Here is an 18,131-nt window from a genome sequence, read left to right on the forward strand (position 1 = left end):
CTGATATATTCCCTTCTCAAGGGAGTCATCGAAGATTTGCGGAAGCTCAACGCCTGCCTGCTCTTTTTCCTCGCATTGTTTGCTGCCGCTGCTCCAGCACAGACTGCCATCTATCCCACTCCTCCCGCAGTGCGCTCCAGCAGGTTTCGCGTCACGGTCAACGGGCATCGGACCTGGTTCATCCACGCCGCGGCCAACTACTACTTCCTGAACTTTGCCGCAGCAGACAGCACGAAAATAGTGATCACCGCTCCCGACGCCAACTACTGGCAGCGCGGCGTTGAGATCGCGCCGTGGTCTCTCGGGCTCCGCGCTCAACGCAGAGGACGCACCATCAGCTTCACCCTCCATGGGCCTGCGAAGTTGTCTATCTCACGGCCCGGCGACCACTTCGCCGGAGCGGAGATGCTCTTCCTGTTTGCGAATCCTCCAGAGGCGAAGCCGCCTCTGGCCACCGATCCAGATACGCTCTTCTTCAAGCCAGGCACCTATCGCCAGAGCATCACCCCGCACTCCGGCCAGAATGTTTATCTCGCTCCGGGTGCTGTGATCTACGGTGCGCTCAACCTGTGGCAGGTTGAGAATGTGCATGTCTACGGGCGCGGGGTCCTCATCTACGACGGCCCGCAGAACCCGCTGGACGATCAGGGCTGGATGCACAAGCCCGACTGGCATGGCATCCTCCTGGATCACGCTCGCAACGTCGAGATTGACGGCATAACGGTAGTGGTTCGCAGCCGCACCTGGATGATCCAGATGTGGAATTCCCATCACGTCGGCTTCAACAATGTGAAGGTCATTGGCGGCAGCACAAGTGACGCCAATCAGGATGGAATGGACTGGCGCGGCGGCGGTGACACCTCAGTCCGCAACAGTTTCATTCGCGCAGCCGACGACGTGTTTGCCATCGAGGGCGACAACGACTTCTACAGCGGAGTGACGCACACCACGCCCGGCGACGATGTCAACAACATCACCATTGAAAACGATGTCGTCTCCACCAGCGTCTCGAATATCGTCCGCGTCAGCTGGCCGCTGCAGCACTTCAACAGTCACAACTTCCTGATGCGGAACGTTGATGTGCTGCACATGGGTTATGGAAGCTGCAAGGTTCCCTTCGCACTCTTTGAGCTATGGTCGGACCAGGGCGGCTGGGGCAGCCACTCCAACTATCGCCTGCAGAATATCCGGCTGGAAGACTGGTACTCCCTGCTGCAGATCGATCAGAAGTGGCCGGCAGTCCGTGACATCAAGCTTGAAGATATCTGGGCGCTCGGCTCGCCCTCGATGGCGCCTTCAACGCTCTCGGGTGACGTACAAGATGTGACTCTCAGCAATGTCGAGATTGCCGGACAGCCCATCACCAGCCGTGCTGCTCTTCCGCTGCGGATCGAGGCAGGTGCGCAGCCCCCTGCTTACTCCATGAGTGCGAACGATGCTGCGATGGCCGACCCTCCGGATTCATCCCCGCAATTCACCTACACGCCGGGGCTGCTGCGTCCGCACCAGGCGGTGACCTTCCGTGCAGCGCCTCATGGTGACGGCACAATCTATCACTGGCTCTTCGGCGATGGCTCACAGGCTACCGGACCCGTAGTGCAACATCGCTTCCCGGATGCAAGGGGCACGCTGCTCGACAACTCAGGAAGCTTTCGTGTCCTGCTTCACGTTATCGATGCAAAGGGCCGCGAGTCATGGGCAGCGCATCCAGTGATCGTCGGAGGCACAGCTCTTCCGGCGCTCGATGCCGGCAACCTCGAAGTGCCTGCCGACGGAGGCTATACCTTTACGCTGATGACCGCCGGCCAGGCCGAACTGAAGGTGGACGGGCGAACAATCACACACAGTCCCGCGCCCAAGCCCCTGGTCTGCGGCACGCCCGGATACGCCGTGCAACCGGCCAGTGGAAGCCTGCAGCTGCGGCGCGGCCTCCACCGCATCGAGATTTCAGGAGCGTCCGGCTCGGCTCTCTACTGGGAGGGGCCAGCGCTGCCCATGCAGAAAGTTGCCGCAGCCGCTCTTCCCTGAAGGCGTGATCCCCTCGAAGGCTTACTTGCGATCAGCCCCGGTTGCAGGAAAGAGGAACCGCAGCATCGGCCCTACGCGTTCAGCCCATGCGGCTTCATCGTGCGTTCCGCCTTCGACCCGCTCGTAGTGCAGATCAATCCCGGTGCGCCAGCCTTTGGCGCGTAGCCTGCGGTCGAGGCGATCTGCATCGGCGAGCGTCCGCTTGCCTTCCGCATCGCCCACATCGAGCCAGATGCGTGGACGTGCCATCCTGTGCCGGTCGTCGACGAATGCCAGAATATTTTCGTGGTTCCACCAGAGAGACGGTGAATGCACCGCCAGCCGTCCGTACACCGCCGTGTATTTGAGCCCCAGGTAGAGACTCACCAGGCCGCCCAGCGATGAGCCGCCGAGTCCCGTATTCTGCGGGCCGGTCAGCGTGCGATAGTTCGCATGGATAAAAGGCAGCAGCTCCTGCATAAGCAGCTTGCCATACTTGTCGGCTTCGCCCCCGCCCATTTTTCCATCACGAATATGCGTGTACTCGGCCAGCCTTCGCTCGCCCGTATTTGCGACGCCGACGATGATGAGCGGCTCCACTTCTCCCGCTTCGATCAGCGCATCGGCAGTCGTATGCACCTGCCAGGTCCGCCCCGGTACAAAGGACGTGCGCGGATCGAAGAGGTTCTGCCCGTCATGCATGTAGAGCACCGGGTAGCGGCGCGGCGCTTCTTCTTCATAGCCTGGCGGCAGGTAGACCGTGATGTCACGATCGTCGGGCAGAAAGCGGCTGTGAAACTGCCGATGGATCAGCAGCCGGGCCCCACCACTCGCCTCTGCTGTGGCTGCCTGTGAAATGTCTTCCCTAACTCTCAGACTGGCTCCCATTTGTTACATTAGCAGCATCGTGAGCACCCTATGAACCGCGAATATCACAAGTGGTGGTCGCCCTCGCTCGGTCGCGATATGGAGTTGCTTATCTTCGGCCACGCAGGCGTTCCGGCTGTCGTCTTCACCAGCTCGCAGGGCCGCTTCTATGAGTTTGAAGACCGCGGCATGGTCGGCTGCATCGCCAACAAAATTGACAACGGCGAAATCCAGCTCTACTGCGTGGACAGCGTGGACGCTGAGAGCTGGTATAACCGCAGTGTTCCGCCACGCTGGCGCATCGCTCGCCAGGCGCAGTACCAGGCCTACATTGTTGACGAAGTGGCGCCCCTGATGCGCCTCAGAAATCCGGCTCCGCAGCGGATCACCATCGGCTGCAGCTTCGGCGGCTATCACGCGGTCAACATTGCCCTGCGTCATCCTGACCTCTTCACCGGCTTCCTTTCGATGAGCGGCGCCTTTGACCTCACGCGCTTCCTGCACGGCTACTACGATCAGGACGTCTATCTGAACACCCCGCCTCACTATCTGCCGAGCCTCTCCGATCCCTGGTACTTTGACCACTACCGCCGCGGAACCTATCTGCTCTGCAGCGGATGGGACGACCACTGCCTGGGCCAGAACCAGCACCTCGCGCACATCCTGGGCAGCAAGGGCATTCCGCACCAGTTTTACACCTGGGACACATGGAACAGCCACGACTGGCCAACCTGGCAGCGGATGATGCAGCTTTACCTCTAAAGCTTCAGGCTGGCCTACTCATCCCTCCATTGCGATTTCCTCCCTTCTCGGCTAAGGTGGCCATGAGTCCGCGACATGAAAGGTGGCGAAGATGAAGAAAATCGGCGTGCTGTTTGGCATGGAGAATACCTTCCCAGGAGCGCTGGTCGAGCGCATCAACTCCATGAATCTCGACGGCATCTCTGCTGAATTCGTGCAGGTCGGCGCAGTTGCGCTTGACCAGCCGCCTGAGTACGCCGTTATCGTCGATCGCATCTCGCACGATATTCCCTTCTACCGCGCCTTCCTCAAGCATGCCGCGCTCAATGGAACGACCATCATCAACAATCCCTTCTGGTGGTCTGCCGATGACAAATTCTTCAACTACTCGCTCGCGGCCAGGCTCGGCGTAGCCGTCCCTCCCACCGTCATCCTGCCGCATAAGTGCTATCCGGCCGGCACCACCGACCGCTCCATGCGCAACCTGCAGTATCCGCTCGACTGGGATGCCGTCTTCAACTACATCGGCTTTCCTGCATTCCTCAAGCCGGTCGACGGCGGCGGCTGGCGCGATGTCTATCACGTTCACAGTCCTGATGATTTCTTCCACGCCTATGACCAGAGCCGCGATCTCTGCATGACGCTGCAGCGCGCCGTTCACTTCAATGAGTACTTCCGCTGCTATGTCGTCGGCCAGCAGCGGGTCCACATCATGCCCTACGATCCGCGCCGGCCATATCATGAGCGCTACCTGCTTGACCCGCCGGCGTATGACAAGAAATTGCTCAAGCGCGTCGAGAAGGACGCGATCACCCTCTGCCGCGCGCTCGGCTATGACTTGAATACCGTTGAGTTCGCCGTGCAGGACGGCATTCCTTACGCCATCGACTTCATGAACCCTGCTCCGGACGCAGATCTGCACTCCGTAGGCGCGGCAAACTTCGAGTGGATTGTAGGAGCAGTCGCAGAGCTGGCCGTCAAGAAAGCCCAGGCGGGCCCAAAGGCAGCGCCGCTCTTTCGCTGGAGCGAATTTCTCGGCGGCAGCACACCTGCAAAGGCTCCCGCAAAAAAGAAGGTTTCCAGGAAGAAGCCGTCCGTCAAGCAGCAAAAGAAGACCGACTGAGGGCTGGAGTTTCTCAGCCCTTACTTCGCCGGAGGAACTCCGCCTATCTTCTCTGTGAGCCGCATGCTGGCGTTGCGCAGCACCTCACGCACGCTTGCCATGTTCATTGGCTGGCCTATCCGGGCCAGGCATGGAACCGTCAGTCCCGCCACCGCTGCCCCATATTCATCGAAGATGGGAAAGCTGAGATCTGTGATGCCCCGGATCTCATAGCTGACCCGTTCCTCATAGCCCTGAGCTCTGATTTTGGCCAGATGTTTTTCGAGATCCTTGGGCAGCCGCTGCCCCGCCTTGTTCTGCCATAGCGCCAGGGCGTGCGCGCGGCTCTCCTCCGGCAGATAGGCAAGAATCGCATGCCCCGTCGCGGAGTGGGTGGGGTCCACGATCGAACCTGCTTTCACGTAGAAGTGTGGGCTGACCGGTGAGTCAACCTGGGACAGGATCACCACCTGCCCACCTTCAAGCACGCCCAGATGGCAGGACTGCCGGATCTCATGCGCGACCTCCTGCATGACAGGGATGGCCTCACTCGCCAGCCGCTTTGCCGGTGGATACTCCAGCGCCATGCGAAAGAGGCGTAGTGTCAGGCGAAAGCGATCGTCGCCTTCGGATTGGGAAATATATCCACGCTCTTCCAGGCACAGCAGCATCCTGAAGATCTCCGAAACCGTGCGGCCCAGCCTTCGAGCCACATCGCTTTTCGTCAACCCGCCTGGCTCGCGGGCGAAGAGTTCAAGGATGTCCAGCCCTTTTTCGAGCGCCGGCGTGGGATAGAGTTTTTTCTGAGGCTTCACTCGTTCGCGATCCATAACGTCCAAAGAAACCTCATTCTATCCTGCTTTGACGGGGAACTCGGCAAACTATCGTTATAGGTTAGGCTCAAGCTTGCGAGCAGATTGCGATCAGATTGCCATCTGTTTATTTTCACACCTAAAAACCGTCATTCGCTTGTCAATCTGTATCTTTGACCAGTACATTTCATGCTGTGTAGAGCGCCCGCACTTTCGTGCGTGGTGATTTTCCGGAGGAGCGTTGCTGATGATTTCCCTACGTTCAGTCAAATCAAGTTCGATCGCCATAGTTACCGCGGCTATCCTGGCCGGCTGTTCACTTTCCGCCTATTCGCAGCAGCCCACGCAGGATGATCTGATCTGGCAGAAGTCTGTCAGCAAGTTCGACGCGCGACGTTCAGCCATCCTCGCCGGGGTCGACAAGACCGCACAGTCGGGCCCGTTCAAGCCTGACTGGAATTCGCTGAAAACCTACAAGATTCCCACCTGGTATCAGGATGCAAAGTTCGGCATCTTCATCCATTGGGGCGTCTATTCAGTGCCCGCTTTCGGCAGCGAGTGGTACCCGCGCCTGATGTATCTGCAGGGCACTCCTGAGTTCAAGCACGAGGTCGCCACCTACGGCCCGCAGACGAAGTGGGGCTACAAGAACTTCGTCCCCGAATTCAAGGCGCAGAGCTTCGACGCCAAGGCCTGGGCAGCGCTCTTCAAAGAGTCGGGAGCGAGATACGTCATTCCTGTCGCCGAACACCACGACGGCTTCCAGATGTATGGCTCAACGCTCAGCGACTGGAATGCGGTTGAGATGGGTCCGCACCGCGATATCATCGGCGAGCTGGCGACCGCCATCCGCGCCGAAGGCCTCCACTTCGGAGCCTCGTCACATCGCGCCGAGCACTACTGGTTCATGGACGGAGGCCGCAAGTTCCCCTCCGACGTGCAGGATCCGAAGTATGCAGCCTTCTACGGCCCGGCGAACTATGCCAAGGACCCCACCAAGAAGGGCGTGCTGCACCCCAGCGATATCTACCTCAATGACTGGCTCGCTCGCAGCGCTGAGATCGTTGAGAAGTATCACCCGGAGCTGGTCTATTTCGACTGGTGGGTTGAGCAGCCGGAGTTCCAGCCGTATCTCAAGCGCTTTACCTCCTTCTACTACAACGAAGCCGCAGCCCGTGGCCAGCAACCCGTGCTCTTTCGCAAGAATGATGCCTTCCCTGCCGGCACGACTGTCCTGGATATTGAACGCGGCGGCAAGAACGCCATCGACCCAGTTCACTGGCAGACAGACACCTCGGTCAGCAACAAGTCCTGGGGCTATGTGAAAGGTGACACCTACAAGACCCCCGAATCGCTTGTCTGGCAGCTCGTCGATATCGTCAGCAAAAACGGCAATCTCCTGCTCAATATAGGACCGAAGCCCGACGGCACGATCCCCGAGCAGGCGCAGTCCATCCTGCGGCACATGGGCCACTGGCTCAGCGTCAACGGCGAGGCCATCTACGGCACCCGTCCCTGGACCACCTATGGCGAAGGTCCGACCAAGGTTGTTGCCGGTTCGTTCCACGACACATCCTCGCAGCCATTCACTCCGCAGGACATTCGCTTCACCACCAAGGCGGGCAAGCTCTACGCCATCGCCCTCGGCTGGCCCACGAATGGCCATCTCCTGATCCACTCTCTCAACGCAGCCAGCGGATACAAAGTAGCGGACGTTTCCCTTCTTGGGGGCGCGAGCCATATCACCTGGAAGCAGCAGCCGGACGGGCTGATGCTCAACCTGCCGCGGAGCGCCTCTGGAAAATATGCCTACAGCTTCCGCATTACCCCGGCGGCGAAGTGAGGCTGATCCATTGACGGAACAGACCAGTCCACTCCACGCCGCGCTTGCTTCTGCCCGGCCTCAACTGCCGCTCCATCCCCGCCCGATCGTCTCCATAGGCTCGGGCGGCATTGTTCGCGACGCGCACATGCCCGCCTATCGAGCGGCGGGCTTTCCTGTTGCAGTCGCGGTTGACCAGAACTCGGAGAAGTCACAGGCGCTCGCCGCCGATTTCAATATCCCCCGCGCCACCACCTCCATTGCAGAAGCTGTCGCCTTCGCTCCTCGCGATTGCATCTTCGATGTTGCCGTCCCCGCTGGTGCGCTCCTGGATGTTCTGCCGCAGCTGCCGGATGGCGCTGCGGTGCTGCTGCAGAAGCCCATGGGCAATACTCTCGCCGAAGCCGAGCAGATTCTCGCCCTGTGCCGGAGCAAGGGCATGACGGCAGCTGTCAACTTCCAGCTTCGCTGGGCGCCCGTCATGATCGCCGCACGCAGCCTCACCACCGCAGGCGTACTTGGCGAGCTGCACGACATGGAGGTCAAGGTCAGCGTGCGCACTCCGTGGGAGCTGTGGAGCTTCCTCGCGACCGCCCCGCGCCTTGAGATTCTCTACCACAGCATTCACTACGTCGACCTGGTCCGTTCCTGGTTCGGAACGCCGGAGCGCGTCTACGCAAAGACGGTTCGCAACCCGCGCACTCCAGCACTCGCTCCTACCAAGAGCGTCATCATTATGGATTACGGCGAGTGGAAGCGCGTCTTCATCACTACCAATCACGCCCACACCTTCCAGGGCAGCCAGCATAGCTACGTGCAGTGGGAGGGAACCACGGGCGCGATGAAGGCTGTCATGGGCGTCAACCTCGACTACCCCATCGGCCGCCCCGATACTCTCACCTATGCGCCGCTGGACTCGGAGTGGCAAACGCTGCCCACCACCGGCAACTGGTTTCCCGAGGCATTTATCGGCTCCATGGGATCGCTGCAGAGCTTTGTCACCGGCGAGACAAACGATTTGCCTACCAGCGTCGAAGATGCGATTCAGACGATGCGCGTCGTCGAAGCAGCGTATTTGTCCAGCGAAAGCGGCGGCGCCGCGATATAGTATTCAGGAGACTTCTTTTATGGGCGAAATTCCGTTTTCACTTTCAGGAAAATATGCACTGGTTACAGGCGGCGCCAGCGGCATTGGAGCAGCGACCTGCCGCGAGCTGGCCGGCGCAGGAGCGCACGTCTACATTGCAGACCTCAACCTGGAGCGCGCGCAGCAGCTCGCCAGGGAAGCAGGCCCCAACGCGACTGCCCTGCATCTCGACGTGACCTCGACCGCATCGATTGAAGCCGCGGTCAAGCAGGTTGCCACCCTCGATATCCTTGTCAACTGCGCTGGCATCGGCCATGTCGGCAACATTGAACACACGGAGCTTGAAGATTTCGAGCAGCTCATGAAGGTCAATGTCACGGCGGTCTATCTCGTCACCCGCGCCTTTCTGTCGCTGCTCCTCAAGGACCGCGGCAGCATCGTCAACATCGGCTCGGTCGCCGGCCAGGTCGGCATCAAGCACCGCTTCGCCTACTCCACCAGCAAGGGCGCGATCATCGCCATGACTCGCCAACTGGCTGCCGACTATCCGAAGCAGCTGCGCGTCAACTGCATCGCGCCCGGCACCGTCGACACACCCTTCGTCGAGAGCTACCTGGAGAAGTATCACGCGCACGAGAAGGAAAAGGTCCGCGCAGAGGTCACCGCGCGCCAGCCCATGGGCAGGCTTGGCAAGCCGGAGGAGATCGCATCCCTGGTGCGCTATCTCTGCTCGCCCGAGGCAGATTTCTTCAACGGATCGATCGTTACGATTGACGGCGGCCTGACTGCCGTTTAACCCCTGGGGCTGTTCTCCAACCGCAGTAGAGGTAAAAGGCATGGGAACGTGTTGCCGATCAAGAGAGAGAAAAATTGAAAGAGATTAGGATCACCAACGTCCGCGTCATTGACCTCCGCTTTCCCACCTCGCGGGAACAGATCGGCTCCGACGCAGTCAACAAGGATCCCGACTACTCTGCCGCCTATTGCATTCTCGAAACAGACGCAGGCATCTCGGGCCATGGACTCACCTTTACCCTGGGCCGCGGCACTGAACTCTGCGCCGAAGCCCTCCGCTATCTGGCGCAACCCATTGTTGGCCGCACGCTCTCCTCCATAACGGAGAAGATGGGCGCCTTCAGCGCGGAAGTCGTCGGCGACACCCAGTTCCGCTGGCTCGGGCCGGAGAAGGGCGTCATCCATCTCGCCGCCGCCGCACTCATCAATGCCGTCTGGGATCTCTATGCGCGCGTCGAGGGCAAGCCGCTCTGGCGCCTGCTTGCGGAGCTCTCGCCGACGCAGATTGCCGACGCTATTGACTTCCGCTACATCACCGATGTGCTCACTCGAGAGGAAGCCATCGCGCTGCTCACCGAGCGCCGCGCCGGCTATGAAGAGCGCCTGAAGCACCTCGCAGCCACTGGCTACCCCGCGTATACGACATCGCCGGGCTGGTTCGGCTTCAGCGATGAGAAGATCATCCGGCTCTGCAACGAAGCACTCGCTGACGGCTGGACGCATTTCAAGCTCAAGGTCGGCGGTGACCCGGCCGATGATCTGCGCCGCGCCAGGCTCGTACGCAAGTGCATCGGCCCGGATAATAAACTCATGGTCGACGCCAACCAGAAGTGGGACGTCAATGAGGCCATCGAGCGCACCCGTTCCCTCTCTGAGGTTGACCTCTGGTGGATGGAGGAGCCGACAAGCCCCGACGACATCCTGGGCCACGCCCGCATCCGGCGCGAGGTCAGGCCTGTCCGCATCGCCACCGGTGAGCACTGCCACAACCGGGTCATGTTCAAGCAGCTGCTGCAGGCCGAAGCCATTGACGTCTGCCAGATCGACAGCTGCCGCCTCGCCGGTGTCAGCGAAAATCTGGCCGTCATTCTCATGGCTGCGAAGTTCGGCGTACCGGTCTGCCCGCATGCCGGCGGCGTCGGCCTCTGCGAATACGTGCAGCACCTCTCAGCCTTCGACTATCTCTGCGTCTCGACGACGATGGAAAACCGCGTCACCGAGTTTGTCGATCACCTGCATGAGCATTTTGTCGATCCCGTTCGCATCGAGCGCGGACGCTATATGCTGCCACAGCAGCCCGGCTATAGCATTGAGATCAAGCCGGAGACGCTGCGCGACTACAGCTACCCTGATGGAAAGGTCTGGAAGTAAAAATGAAATTCGTAACTTACCTCGATACAAATGGAAAGCCACGCCCCGGCGTGATGAAAGAAGATAAGGTCGCCGACCTCTCCTCGCTCGGCTTTGAGGATGTTCTCAGCATCATCCGCGCAGGCAAAGCGGGCATCGAAAAGGCAGCCGCTGCGCCAGCCACCATCGAAAACGCGAAGCTCGCCGCGCCTCTCGCGAATCCGCCACGCATCTTCGGCATCGGCCTGAACTACCACGACCACGCCATCGAATCGAACATGGCCATTCCCAAGACGCCTGTGGTCTTTATGAAGCTGGCCTGCGGCATTATCGGCCCTGGGCAGGCTATCGAGCTGCCCTCCATCTCCACCCAGCCTGATTACGAAGCGGAGTTTGCCATCGTCATCGGCAAGGGCGGACGGAACATCACGGACAACTGGCGCGACCACATCTTCGGCTACACGATTCTCAATGACGTCAGTGCCCGCGATGTGCAACTGGCGACGTCCCAGTGGACGCTCGGCAAGAGCTTTCCCACGTTCGCGCCCATGGGCCCGGCAATTGTCACAGCAGATGAAATTGCTGATCCGCACGCATTGGACGTCAAGCTCGAGATCGACGGCGAACTGCTGCAGAACTCGAATACCCGCGAGCTGATCTTCAAGGCTCCCGAGCTGCTCCGCTACATCTCGTCGATCACGCCGCTTGAGCCCGGCGACATCATCAGCACCGGCACCCCCGCCGGCGTAGGGCTGGGCCGCACGCCCCAGCGCTGGCTCAAGCCGGGCGAGACGGTCGCCATCGAGATAGCCGGCCTCGGCCGCCTCGTCAATCCCGTCGTAGCCGGAGTCTAAGCGGATTCGCCCATCCCTTCACTGCAGAAGGGATGGGCACTGCACCCGGGCGTCGATTCAGTCCAGGTGAAAGACCTCTTCCAGGCCGCTCATCGCGTCATCTGCGCCAGCGCCCTTCAGCTGTTCAAAGAGCGGAGCCATCTCCTGCTGCCAGCGGGCATTCACGGGGTGCGTCTTCATGCCTGCAACTGCCCTGTCAAAGTCATCTGTCTCCAGATAGCCCACCAGCAGGCCATCCCTGCCGAGAAACAGTGAATAATTCCGCCACCCGGTCTCACGGAGCGCGTTGAGCATCTCCGGCCACACAGCCTTGTGCCGCTCGCGATACTCCTCCATTCGTTCCCGCTTCACCTGCAGTAGAAAGCAGACTCTTTGCATCCAGCCCTCACCGATCCTGATCTCTGGCTCTACCGCTGTGCGGTTCGCCATGGGTGTCCAAGGTATCAGTCAGGAGCAGGAGGCTGCCACAGCCAGGTCTACGGGCCGGGAGGGCGCTATAAGGAATTCAATTGACGGTTATGCTGCCGTTGAGGATTTTGCAACGGCTCACCGGCGAGGGTTTCAATCTGATTCTTGGCGAATTGAATAGCCACGGACATTCGCTTGCCCACAAGCTTTTCGACCTCGGGATGCTGCTTCATCTCCTCCACTCCGCAGCGGGCCAGCATCACCTTCATCTGGCGAAGCAGCAGCATCCGCGCCAGGCGCTGGCGGCGGCGAACCCAGTAGCTGACGCCACCGTTCAGCAGCATCGCCACGCATGCTGCCAGGGCCACGGAGCGCCAGGGGTCTGCACCATCCCGACTGGCTGCCACGTAGACCAGCGCGACCAGTACTCCTCCTGCAACACCCAGTAGAAGTTCCACGAAGCGAACCAGCAGCGAATTGGGAGAATTCATAGAGCCCTGCTTTCCAGTCGTGCAATCGTATGTCTTAGAAGACCGCTTGGGAAGTACTAACGATCATTGCAGTGAACGCGGATCAGCGGTTACAATGGGAGAAGCGCAGGAAAGGGTTTTTTCTGATATGGCAAAGCAGGGTATTCATCCCAATTATAACGAGATCAAGGTTGTATGCGCGTGCGGCAGCACGTTCGCAACCCGTTCGACCCACAAGGGCGACATCCATGTGGAAATCTGCTCCAGCTGCCACCCGTTCTTCACCGGCAAACAGAAGCTGGTAGACACGGCAGGCCGCATCGAGCGCTTCCGCCGCAAGTACGCCAAGCCCGAAGGCGCCGCCAAGTAGGCACCTCGCAGGTATGCAGACAAAGCCCTCGCGACGCGAGGGCTTTGCTGTTCAAGACACATGCAGAAGCATTGGGACAATCCGCTGGAGCACACGATGCCGCTGGGCGCGCGCGTTCCTGCGTCTTTTTCGATTGGCGGAGTTGAGGTTGCGCCGGCGACCGTGCTCGCCCCCATGGCTGGGGTGACCGATACGGTCTTCCGCCGCTTCATTCGCAATGCGAGCGTCTTTTCGACGGACGCCACCGCAGGCGCCTCCGTCGAGCACGAGATCAGCAACCGGCAGTCCGGCTGCGGGCTCATCATGACCGAGTTCACCTCAGCCGACGGGCTGTCGCGCATGCGCGAATCAAAGCGCAAGCGCTACCTCACCTTCTACGAAGACGAGCACCCCATCTCCGCACAGATCTTCGGCTCCAACCCTCAGACGCTCGCTGAGGCCGCCCGCATTGTGCAGGACACCGGCTTCGACCTCGTCGATCTGAACCTTGGCTGCCCGGCAAAGCGGGTCGTAAGCTGCAATGGCGGCAGCGGACTGCTGCGCGATCTTCCGCTGATTGGAGAGATATTCAAGGCCGTGCGCGCAGCCGTGACGATTCCTTTCACCGTCAAGTTCCGCCTCGGCTGGAATGACAATCACATCATTTGCGTTCCACTCGCGAAGCTCGCCGAAGACAGCGGCCTCGCAGCGGTTGCGCTTCACGCCCGTACCCGCGAGCAGGGCTACTCAGGGCAGGCCCGCTGGGAGCACATCGCAGCCGTCAAGGACGCCGTCAGCATTCCGGTGATCGGCAACGGCGACATCCGCACCCCTGAGGATGCCTGCGCGATGATCGATCAGACAAGCTGCGACGCCGTCATGATTGGACGTGCTGCTCCTGCGAACCCGTGGATCTTCCGCCAGATCGCGCAGTACACCGCGACGGGCCGCTATGATGAGCCTGCTGAGGCGGACCGCTACGGCATGATCCGCGGATATTTTCAGATGCTGCTCGATGAGGGCAATCCGGAAGCACAGGGCAAGATGAAACAGTTCGCATCATGGTTCACGCACGGCGTGCCAGGCGGCGCTGCGCTGCGCAAATCGATCTATGAATCGAAGACCGGCGATGCGGTGCTTGCCGCGGTTGAGCAGTTCTTTGAGCCGCGTCTCGAACGGACGCTCGCAACCGTCTGAGATAGTCCTTACATCGATTGCACGGGCAGCATGGTCAGGTCATCCACCAGCCCGACTTCCTTCTGTACAAATGGCTCCGCATAACGCACTCCTCCCAGCAGGCCGTAGTGGCGCGCCATGGCGAAGGTCCGCTCGCGAATCTCTTCTTCCGGCACAAACAGGCCGCTGCCTGCGGACTGGTTCGCATATTGCGATGAGTAGGCCATGAGTGACGCATGCCGTTGCTCGATGAAGGGGGAAACATCCACCACAAAGCTGGGTCGCACATCCGCATAGAGGCTTGCGTAAAGGATTTTGAAGGGCCGGTGCGGCGCAGAACCCGTGTCGAGCTTGCGCAATCCCGATAAAAAGCAGGCCTCGTAGCCCAGTGTGGAGGTGGTGTAGTGGTCGGGGTGGCGGCCCGTCCAGTAGGGCAGAATCACAACACGGGGGCGGAGTTGGCGCAGGACACGTACGATTTTCAGGCGGTTTTCGTAGGTATTCTCCACGCAGCCGTCTGGCAGATCGAGCGCCTCGCGCCAGGAAACACCCAGTATTTTCGCGGCTTCCGCGGCTTCCGCGGCGCGCTCGGCTGCAGAGCCTCGCGTACCTGCCTCACCTTGCGTCAGGTCGAGAATGGCCGTCTTCTGGCCAAGGGAGCGCATCTTCAGAAGCGTTCCGCCGCAGGTTTGCTCGACGTCATCTCGGTGCGCGGCGATGGCCAGAATGTCGCAATTCATCCCGGAAATGACCCCGAAAAAGCTCATCAGCGATAACTATTGTCCTTTGATAATAGTTATCGCTGCTTCATGTTTAGTAGTCCGTGTTGTCGTTGTCGCTTGACGCGTCCATGTAGGCGACATCGTAGGCAGTGCCCTGCACGGTGACGTTCGAATTATCGCGCTGCGAGCCATCGGTGGTGTTGTAGATGTAGATCTGTCCACCCTCGGCAGTGTAGGTCTTGTTCAGGCCGGTGACGGGCGCGATGCCGGTGCCATCGCCTTTATAGGCGTCTACGAAGACCGAGTTGTTCGAGGTGTTGAACATGGTGATGCAGCCGAAAGGAGTAGCCGGCGCAGAGCTCTGGCTCAGCTTGTAGCGCTCACCGCTCTCACAGTTCTGCGAGCCGATCCACAGGGTATTGTTATCCCCCAGCACCATCTTCGTGTGGGTGCCGTCGCTGATAGAGAACTGGCCGGTGATGGTGTTACTTGCCGTGTTAATGAGCGACAGAACGCCCGAGAAGAGCCCGTCCTTCTGCACCTGTTGTCCGGCAACGTAGAGGGTGTTCCCATCCGAGAGCGCGTCTGTCGCGCCTCCTGGCACGGGAAGGGTGGCGCCGGGGAGCAGCGCAATGCCGCTGGGGCCGTTCTGGGTGGTATTCAGAGAGGCGTTGGTCAGGGGAATGGGTGTGATACCCGCGGTGGCGCCGCCGCACTCAGGACCGCAGCTGAGAACGTAGGCGGTGGTGCCGTCGCTCGAGAAGACTGCCTTGGTCGGGTTGTCAAAGGTTGCCCCGCCGTTGTTCACCGGGAAGACGCAGAAGACGGGCAGGTTCTGGGGCTCGCAATCCTCGGCAGCGGTCGAACCGGGCAGGCCGGGATTGTAGTGCGGATTATTCTGTGCGGCGAGGGACTGCGCGTTGGTGAGCAGCACGACGCTGTAGATCGTATTCGAGTTCTGCACGAAGGCGAGCACAACCGTATTGCCCGGGTTGACGGACAGGCGGAAGACGCCGGGCAGGCTGAGGGGATAAGAGACCTTTGTGACCTGATCGACGACCGTCAGCACATGGCTGGACTGGTTGGCGGCATACACGTAGCGCTCATCGCGGCTGATGAAGATGCTGGAGGAGAGGCCGGTGAGACCGCTGATGCTGCCGCTGGTCTTTTCTCCCTCATAGTCAACAAGCGTGAAGCTGCCGTCGCCCTCGGCGTAAACGGCTCCGACGCGCTGCTCGGGCATGTTCTGAATGGTGACAGGAAGCGCTCCGGAGTAGCCGGCGATCGAGAAGATCGGAATCTTGTTGTCGTAGCTGTGGCGGATATCGTAAAAGGCGTCTTCAAACTGAAGCGCGCCGCGCTGCAGCGGGCTCGGGTTCTGAATCGCGACCAGGACGCGGTTGATGACACCGCTTGGCGGGAAGCTGCGGTTCGCGAAATAGAAATTCTTGCCGCAGGCGGTAAGCAGAAACGATAGGGAGATCAGCGCGCCAAAGACGCAGGAGATGCGCAGTAAACTTCTTTTCTTCAAAAGCCTCAACCTCAACCGCAAGCTGCGCGGCACCTGGAATCTCAAGGAAAGCCAAGTATAACAAAGGGCGCTGGCAATGGATTGGCTTAGAGGCGTGGAGGAAAGCAGGATTGGGCAGCCGTTGCAGTAAACTTCCCCCAACAAGGAGATTTCCTATGCCCCTACCTCAGGATGAACGCCTCGTAGCCCTTGCCAATGACTTGCTGCAGCAGTTCGACCGGCTCTTCGGTCTGCACCCCGGTTTTCGACCCGCACATGCCAAAGGCCAGATGTTTACGGGCGTCTTTCGTCCTGCGCCGGGAGCCCGGGAGCTGACCAGCGCTCCGCACATGGCGCGGGAGTCCACCCCGGTGACCGCCCGCTTCTCCAACTCAACGGGGATTCCCCTGCTGCCCGACAGCTCGCCTGACGCGAATCCGCGGGGCCTGGCGGTTCGCTTCAACCTCGCCGAGCATGTGCACACTGACATCGTGAGCCACTCGCTCGACGGATTCCCTACGCGGGATGGCAAGCAGTTTCTCGAGTTCCTGGAGGCGGTGGCGGCAAGCGGGCCTGACGTGCCCTCGCCTAAGCCGGTGGAGACGTTTCTCGGATCGCATCCGGCGGCCCTGGCCTTTGTGCAGGCGCCGAAGCCCTTCCCCTCAAGCCTGGCGCGGGAGACCTATTTCGGCGTAACGGCGTTTGCCTTTACGAATAGTGCGGGGGAAACGAAGTTCGGTCGCTACCGGATTGTGCCTGAGCAGGGGAACGACTTTCTCACCGACGAACAGGCGGCAAAGATTCCGGCCAACTACCACTTTGACGAGATCGTTGAGCGGATTGGCCGGGAGCCGATTCGCTTCAAGCTGATGCTGCAGCTGGCAGCGGCAGGCGATACCACCGACGACGCAACCGTCCACTGGCCGGAGAGTCGCGAAGTGGTGGAACTGGGCGCCATAGAGCTCACAGAGGCAGTCGCGGATAATCTGGCGCAGCAGAAGCAGATCATCTTCGATCCGATTCCCCGGGTGGAAGGAATCGCTCCCTCGGCTGATCCCCTGCTGGAGCTGCGGGCGGCGATCTATCTGCTGAGCGGAAGGCGGCGACGCGCAGCCACCATGGAAGAGCCCGTTCGCTGAGGGAGACAGGCCGGGAGCAAGCGCGACTGGAACTGACGGAAAGAGGACGAGGATGATCAATCGCCGTGACTTTGCGCGGCTGAGTGCCGCGGCGCTTGCGACGGGTTTGCGCCTGCCCCACGCAGCCGCAGCCACGTCGCCGGTTCCCTACGGCGTTCAGCTTTATTCTGTTCGCCAGCTGATCGCGAATTCCCTGCCCGCTGTGCTGCAGGGAATTCGCAGGATCGGGTATACGCAGGTGGAGCTCTTCTGGGAGGTTTATTCGCACCCGGCGAAAGCGCTGCGCACGGTAATCAAGGATGCGGGTCTAACGGTTCCGTCGGGCCTGTTCCACTTTGACGACCTCGAGTCGCGAATCGACTACGCTGCCGAGCTGGGGCTGACGTACATGGTCTGTCCTGAGATTCCCAGAGCGTACTCGGCAACACCGGAGGGGATGAAGCGCGGCGGGGCCGAGTTCAACCGGATAGGCGAACGGGTTCGCGCTTCCGGAATGCACCTGGCGTATCACAACGGCAACCCTGAGTTCCGCCCGTGGGCGGGGACGAATGTCTTCGCTGCGCTGATGGACAATACCGATGCGAAGCTGGTGGGGCTGGAGATCGACTGCTACTGGGCGATCGAGGGCGGCCAGGACGTGAACGCGATGCTCCGCAAATATCATGAGCGGGTTCACCTGCTGCACCTGAAAGACCGCACGGCGGGCGCGACCGTCTCCTACACCCCGGAGACGCCCCCCGGGCACTTCACTGATGTGGGCAAAGGAACGATCGACTGGCCGTCCATCCTGCGGCAGGCGCGCTCGCAGGGAGTGCGGTATTTCTTTATCGATCAGGACGGCTCTTCCCTGCCGCCGATGGAGAGCCTGCAGGTCAGCTTCGACTACCTGAAGACGCTGCACGTGTAGCTGCCAGTCGCAC

Annotated in this window: 18 protein-coding genes; 12 read left to right on the forward strand and 6 right to left on the reverse strand. The window is 60.5% G+C overall.

The window, feature by feature from the left end:
• Positions 1-36 precede the first annotated feature (36 nt).
• Positions 37-2,028, forward strand: a complete 1,992-nt coding sequence (locus C7378_RS08730; RefSeq protein ID WP_131994789.1) for a PKD domain-containing protein — start codon at positions 37-39, stop codon at positions 2,026-2,028.
• Between the two features lie 21 nt (positions 2,029-2,049).
• Here the strand turns inward: C7378_RS08730 and C7378_RS08735 are convergent, their stop codons facing one another.
• On the reverse strand, positions 2,050-2,895 hold the full coding sequence (locus tag C7378_RS08735; RefSeq protein ID WP_131994791.1) for an alpha/beta hydrolase: 846 nt from the start codon (positions 2,893-2,895) through the stop codon (positions 2,050-2,052).
• 30 nt (positions 2,896-2,925) lie between these two features.
• Between C7378_RS08735 and C7378_RS08740 the strand changes: the two genes are divergently transcribed.
• On the forward strand, positions 2,926-3,636 hold the full coding sequence (locus C7378_RS08740) for an esterase family protein (protein ID WP_131994793.1): 711 nt from the start codon (positions 2,926-2,928) through the stop codon (positions 3,634-3,636).
• Between the two features lie 91 nt (positions 3,637-3,727).
• Positions 3,728-4,738, forward strand: coding sequence for an ATP-grasp domain-containing protein (locus C7378_RS08745; RefSeq protein ID WP_131994796.1), 1,011 nt, complete (start codon positions 3,728-3,730; stop codon positions 4,736-4,738).
• A gap of 20 nt (positions 4,739-4,758) precedes the next feature.
• Here C7378_RS08745 and C7378_RS08750 read toward each other — a convergent pair whose 3' ends face one another.
• Positions 4,759-5,547 (reverse strand): IclR family transcriptional regulator, encoded by a 789-nt coding sequence (locus tag C7378_RS08750; protein ID WP_131994799.1) that lies wholly within the window; start codon positions 5,545-5,547, stop codon positions 4,759-4,761.
• Between the two features lie 229 nt (positions 5,548-5,776).
• Between C7378_RS08750 and C7378_RS08755 the strand changes: the two genes are divergently transcribed.
• From C7378_RS08755 to C7378_RS08775, 5 genes are all read left to right on the forward strand, one after another.
• Complete coding sequence (locus C7378_RS08755) at positions 5,777-7,372, forward strand: alpha-L-fucosidase (RefSeq protein WP_131994802.1); 1,596 nt, start codon at positions 5,777-5,779, stop codon at positions 7,370-7,372.
• A 10-nt stretch (positions 7,373-7,382) separates the two neighbouring features.
• Positions 7,383-8,459, forward strand: coding sequence for a Gfo/Idh/MocA family protein (locus tag C7378_RS08760; protein WP_243648151.1), 1,077 nt, complete (start codon positions 7,383-7,385; stop codon positions 8,457-8,459).
• A gap of 19 nt (positions 8,460-8,478) precedes the next feature.
• On the forward strand, positions 8,479-9,234 hold the full coding sequence (locus tag C7378_RS08765) for an SDR family NAD(P)-dependent oxidoreductase (RefSeq protein ID WP_131994808.1): 756 nt from the start codon (positions 8,479-8,481) through the stop codon (positions 9,232-9,234).
• Positions 9,235-9,308: 74 nt separating this feature from the next.
• Positions 9,309-10,604 carry an L-fuconate dehydratase gene (locus C7378_RS08770; protein WP_131994811.1) on the forward strand — a complete coding sequence of 432 codons (1,296 nt, stop codon included), beginning with the start codon at positions 9,309-9,311 and terminating at the stop codon, positions 10,602-10,604.
• 2 nt (positions 10,605-10,606) lie between these two features.
• Positions 10,607-11,437, forward strand: coding sequence for a fumarylacetoacetate hydrolase family protein (locus C7378_RS08775; protein WP_131994814.1), 831 nt, complete (start codon positions 10,607-10,609; stop codon positions 11,435-11,437).
• A 57-nt stretch (positions 11,438-11,494) separates the two neighbouring features.
• Here C7378_RS08775 and C7378_RS08780 read toward each other — a convergent pair whose 3' ends face one another.
• Both C7378_RS08780 and C7378_RS08785 read right to left on the reverse strand, forming a co-directional pair.
• Complete coding sequence (locus tag C7378_RS08780; protein ID WP_243648152.1) at positions 11,495-11,866, reverse strand: L-rhamnose mutarotase; 372 nt, start codon at positions 11,864-11,866, stop codon at positions 11,495-11,497.
• Positions 11,867-11,931: 65 nt separating this feature from the next.
• Positions 11,932-12,336, reverse strand: a complete 405-nt coding sequence (locus tag C7378_RS08785) for a hypothetical protein (protein WP_131994817.1) — start codon at positions 12,334-12,336, stop codon at positions 11,932-11,934.
• 127 nt (positions 12,337-12,463) lie between these two features.
• Between C7378_RS08785 and rpmE the strand changes: the two genes are divergently transcribed.
• Complete coding sequence (rpmE, locus tag C7378_RS08790; RefSeq protein WP_131994820.1) at positions 12,464-12,685, forward strand: 50S ribosomal protein L31; 222 nt, start codon at positions 12,464-12,466, stop codon at positions 12,683-12,685.
• Positions 12,686-12,745: 60 nt separating this feature from the next.
• Positions 12,746-13,861: a tRNA dihydrouridine synthase DusB gene (dusB, locus tag C7378_RS08795; protein WP_131994823.1), complete on the forward strand. Its 1,116-nt coding sequence runs from the start codon at positions 12,746-12,748 to the stop codon at positions 13,859-13,861.
• Between the two features lie 8 nt (positions 13,862-13,869).
• Here the strand turns inward: dusB and bshB1 are convergent, their stop codons facing one another.
• Together bshB1 and C7378_RS08805 are read right to left on the reverse strand one after the other, a co-directional pair.
• Positions 13,870-14,580 carry a bacillithiol biosynthesis deacetylase BshB1 gene (gene bshB1, locus C7378_RS08800; RefSeq protein WP_131994826.1) on the reverse strand — a complete coding sequence of 237 codons (711 nt, stop codon included), beginning with the start codon at positions 14,578-14,580 and terminating at the stop codon, positions 13,870-13,872.
• Positions 14,581-14,653: 73 nt separating this feature from the next.
• The gene (locus tag C7378_RS08805; RefSeq protein ID WP_131994829.1) at positions 14,654-16,093 is read right to left on the reverse strand and encodes a hypothetical protein; all 1,440 of its coding nucleotides are present in this window, start codon (positions 16,091-16,093) and stop codon (positions 14,654-14,656) included.
• 155 nt (positions 16,094-16,248) lie between these two features.
• On the opposite strand from C7378_RS08805, the gene C7378_RS08810 reads away from it, so the two are divergent.
• Positions 16,249-17,211: a catalase family peroxidase gene (locus C7378_RS08810; RefSeq protein WP_131994832.1), complete on the forward strand. Its 963-nt coding sequence runs from the start codon at positions 16,249-16,251 to the stop codon at positions 17,209-17,211.
• Positions 17,212-17,263: 52 nt separating this feature from the next.
• Positions 17,264-18,118, forward strand: coding sequence for a sugar phosphate isomerase/epimerase family protein (locus tag C7378_RS08815; RefSeq protein WP_131994835.1), 855 nt, complete (start codon positions 17,264-17,266; stop codon positions 18,116-18,118).
• Positions 18,119-18,131: the final 13 nt, after the last annotated feature.

Source organism: Acidipila rosea (assembly GCF_004339725.1).
GTDB lineage: Bacteria > Acidobacteriota > Terriglobia > Terriglobales > Acidobacteriaceae > Acidipila > Acidipila rosea.

What these genes read in the sequence shown, in the direction of transcription:
- C7378_RS08785 (WP_131994817.1), bottom strand. Translation starts at nt 12,336, where the DNA reads ATGAATTCTCCCAATTCGCTGCTGGTTCGCTTCGTGGAACTTCTACTG.
- dusB (WP_131994823.1), top strand. Translation starts at nt 12,746, where the DNA reads ATGCAGAAGCATTGGGACAATCCGCTGGAGCACACGATGCCGCTGGGC.
- C7378_RS08780 (WP_243648152.1), bottom strand. Translation starts at nt 11,866, where the DNA reads ATGGCGAACCGCACAGCGGTAGAGCCAGAGATCAGGATCGGTGAGGGC.
- C7378_RS08765 (WP_131994808.1), top strand. Translation starts at nt 8,479, where the DNA reads ATGGGCGAAATTCCGTTTTCACTTTCAGGAAAATATGCACTGGTTACA.
- C7378_RS08745 (WP_131994796.1), top strand. Translation starts at nt 3,728, where the DNA reads ATGAAGAAAATCGGCGTGCTGTTTGGCATGGAGAATACCTTCCCAGGA.
- C7378_RS08750 (WP_131994799.1), bottom strand. Translation starts at nt 5,547, where the DNA reads ATGGATCGCGAACGAGTGAAGCCTCAGAAAAAACTCTATCCCACGCCG.
- rpmE (WP_131994820.1), top strand. Translation starts at nt 12,464, where the DNA reads ATGGCAAAGCAGGGTATTCATCCCAATTATAACGAGATCAAGGTTGTA.
- C7378_RS08815 (WP_131994835.1), top strand. Translation starts at nt 17,264, where the DNA reads ATGATCAATCGCCGTGACTTTGCGCGGCTGAGTGCCGCGGCGCTTGCG.
- C7378_RS08810 (WP_131994832.1), top strand. Translation starts at nt 16,249, where the DNA reads ATGCCCCTACCTCAGGATGAACGCCTCGTAGCCCTTGCCAATGACTTG.
- bshB1 (WP_131994826.1), bottom strand. Translation starts at nt 14,580, where the DNA reads ATGAATTGCGACATTCTGGCCATCGCCGCGCACCGAGATGACGTCGAG.
- C7378_RS08775 (WP_131994814.1), top strand. Translation starts at nt 10,607, where the DNA reads ATGAAATTCGTAACTTACCTCGATACAAATGGAAAGCCACGCCCCGGC.
- C7378_RS08755 (WP_131994802.1), top strand. Translation starts at nt 5,777, where the DNA reads ATGATTTCCCTACGTTCAGTCAAATCAAGTTCGATCGCCATAGTTACC.
- C7378_RS08735 (WP_131994791.1), bottom strand. Translation starts at nt 2,895, where the DNA reads ATGGGAGCCAGTCTGAGAGTTAGGGAAGACATTTCACAGGCAGCCACA.
- C7378_RS08740 (WP_131994793.1), top strand. Translation starts at nt 2,926, where the DNA reads ATGAACCGCGAATATCACAAGTGGTGGTCGCCCTCGCTCGGTCGCGAT.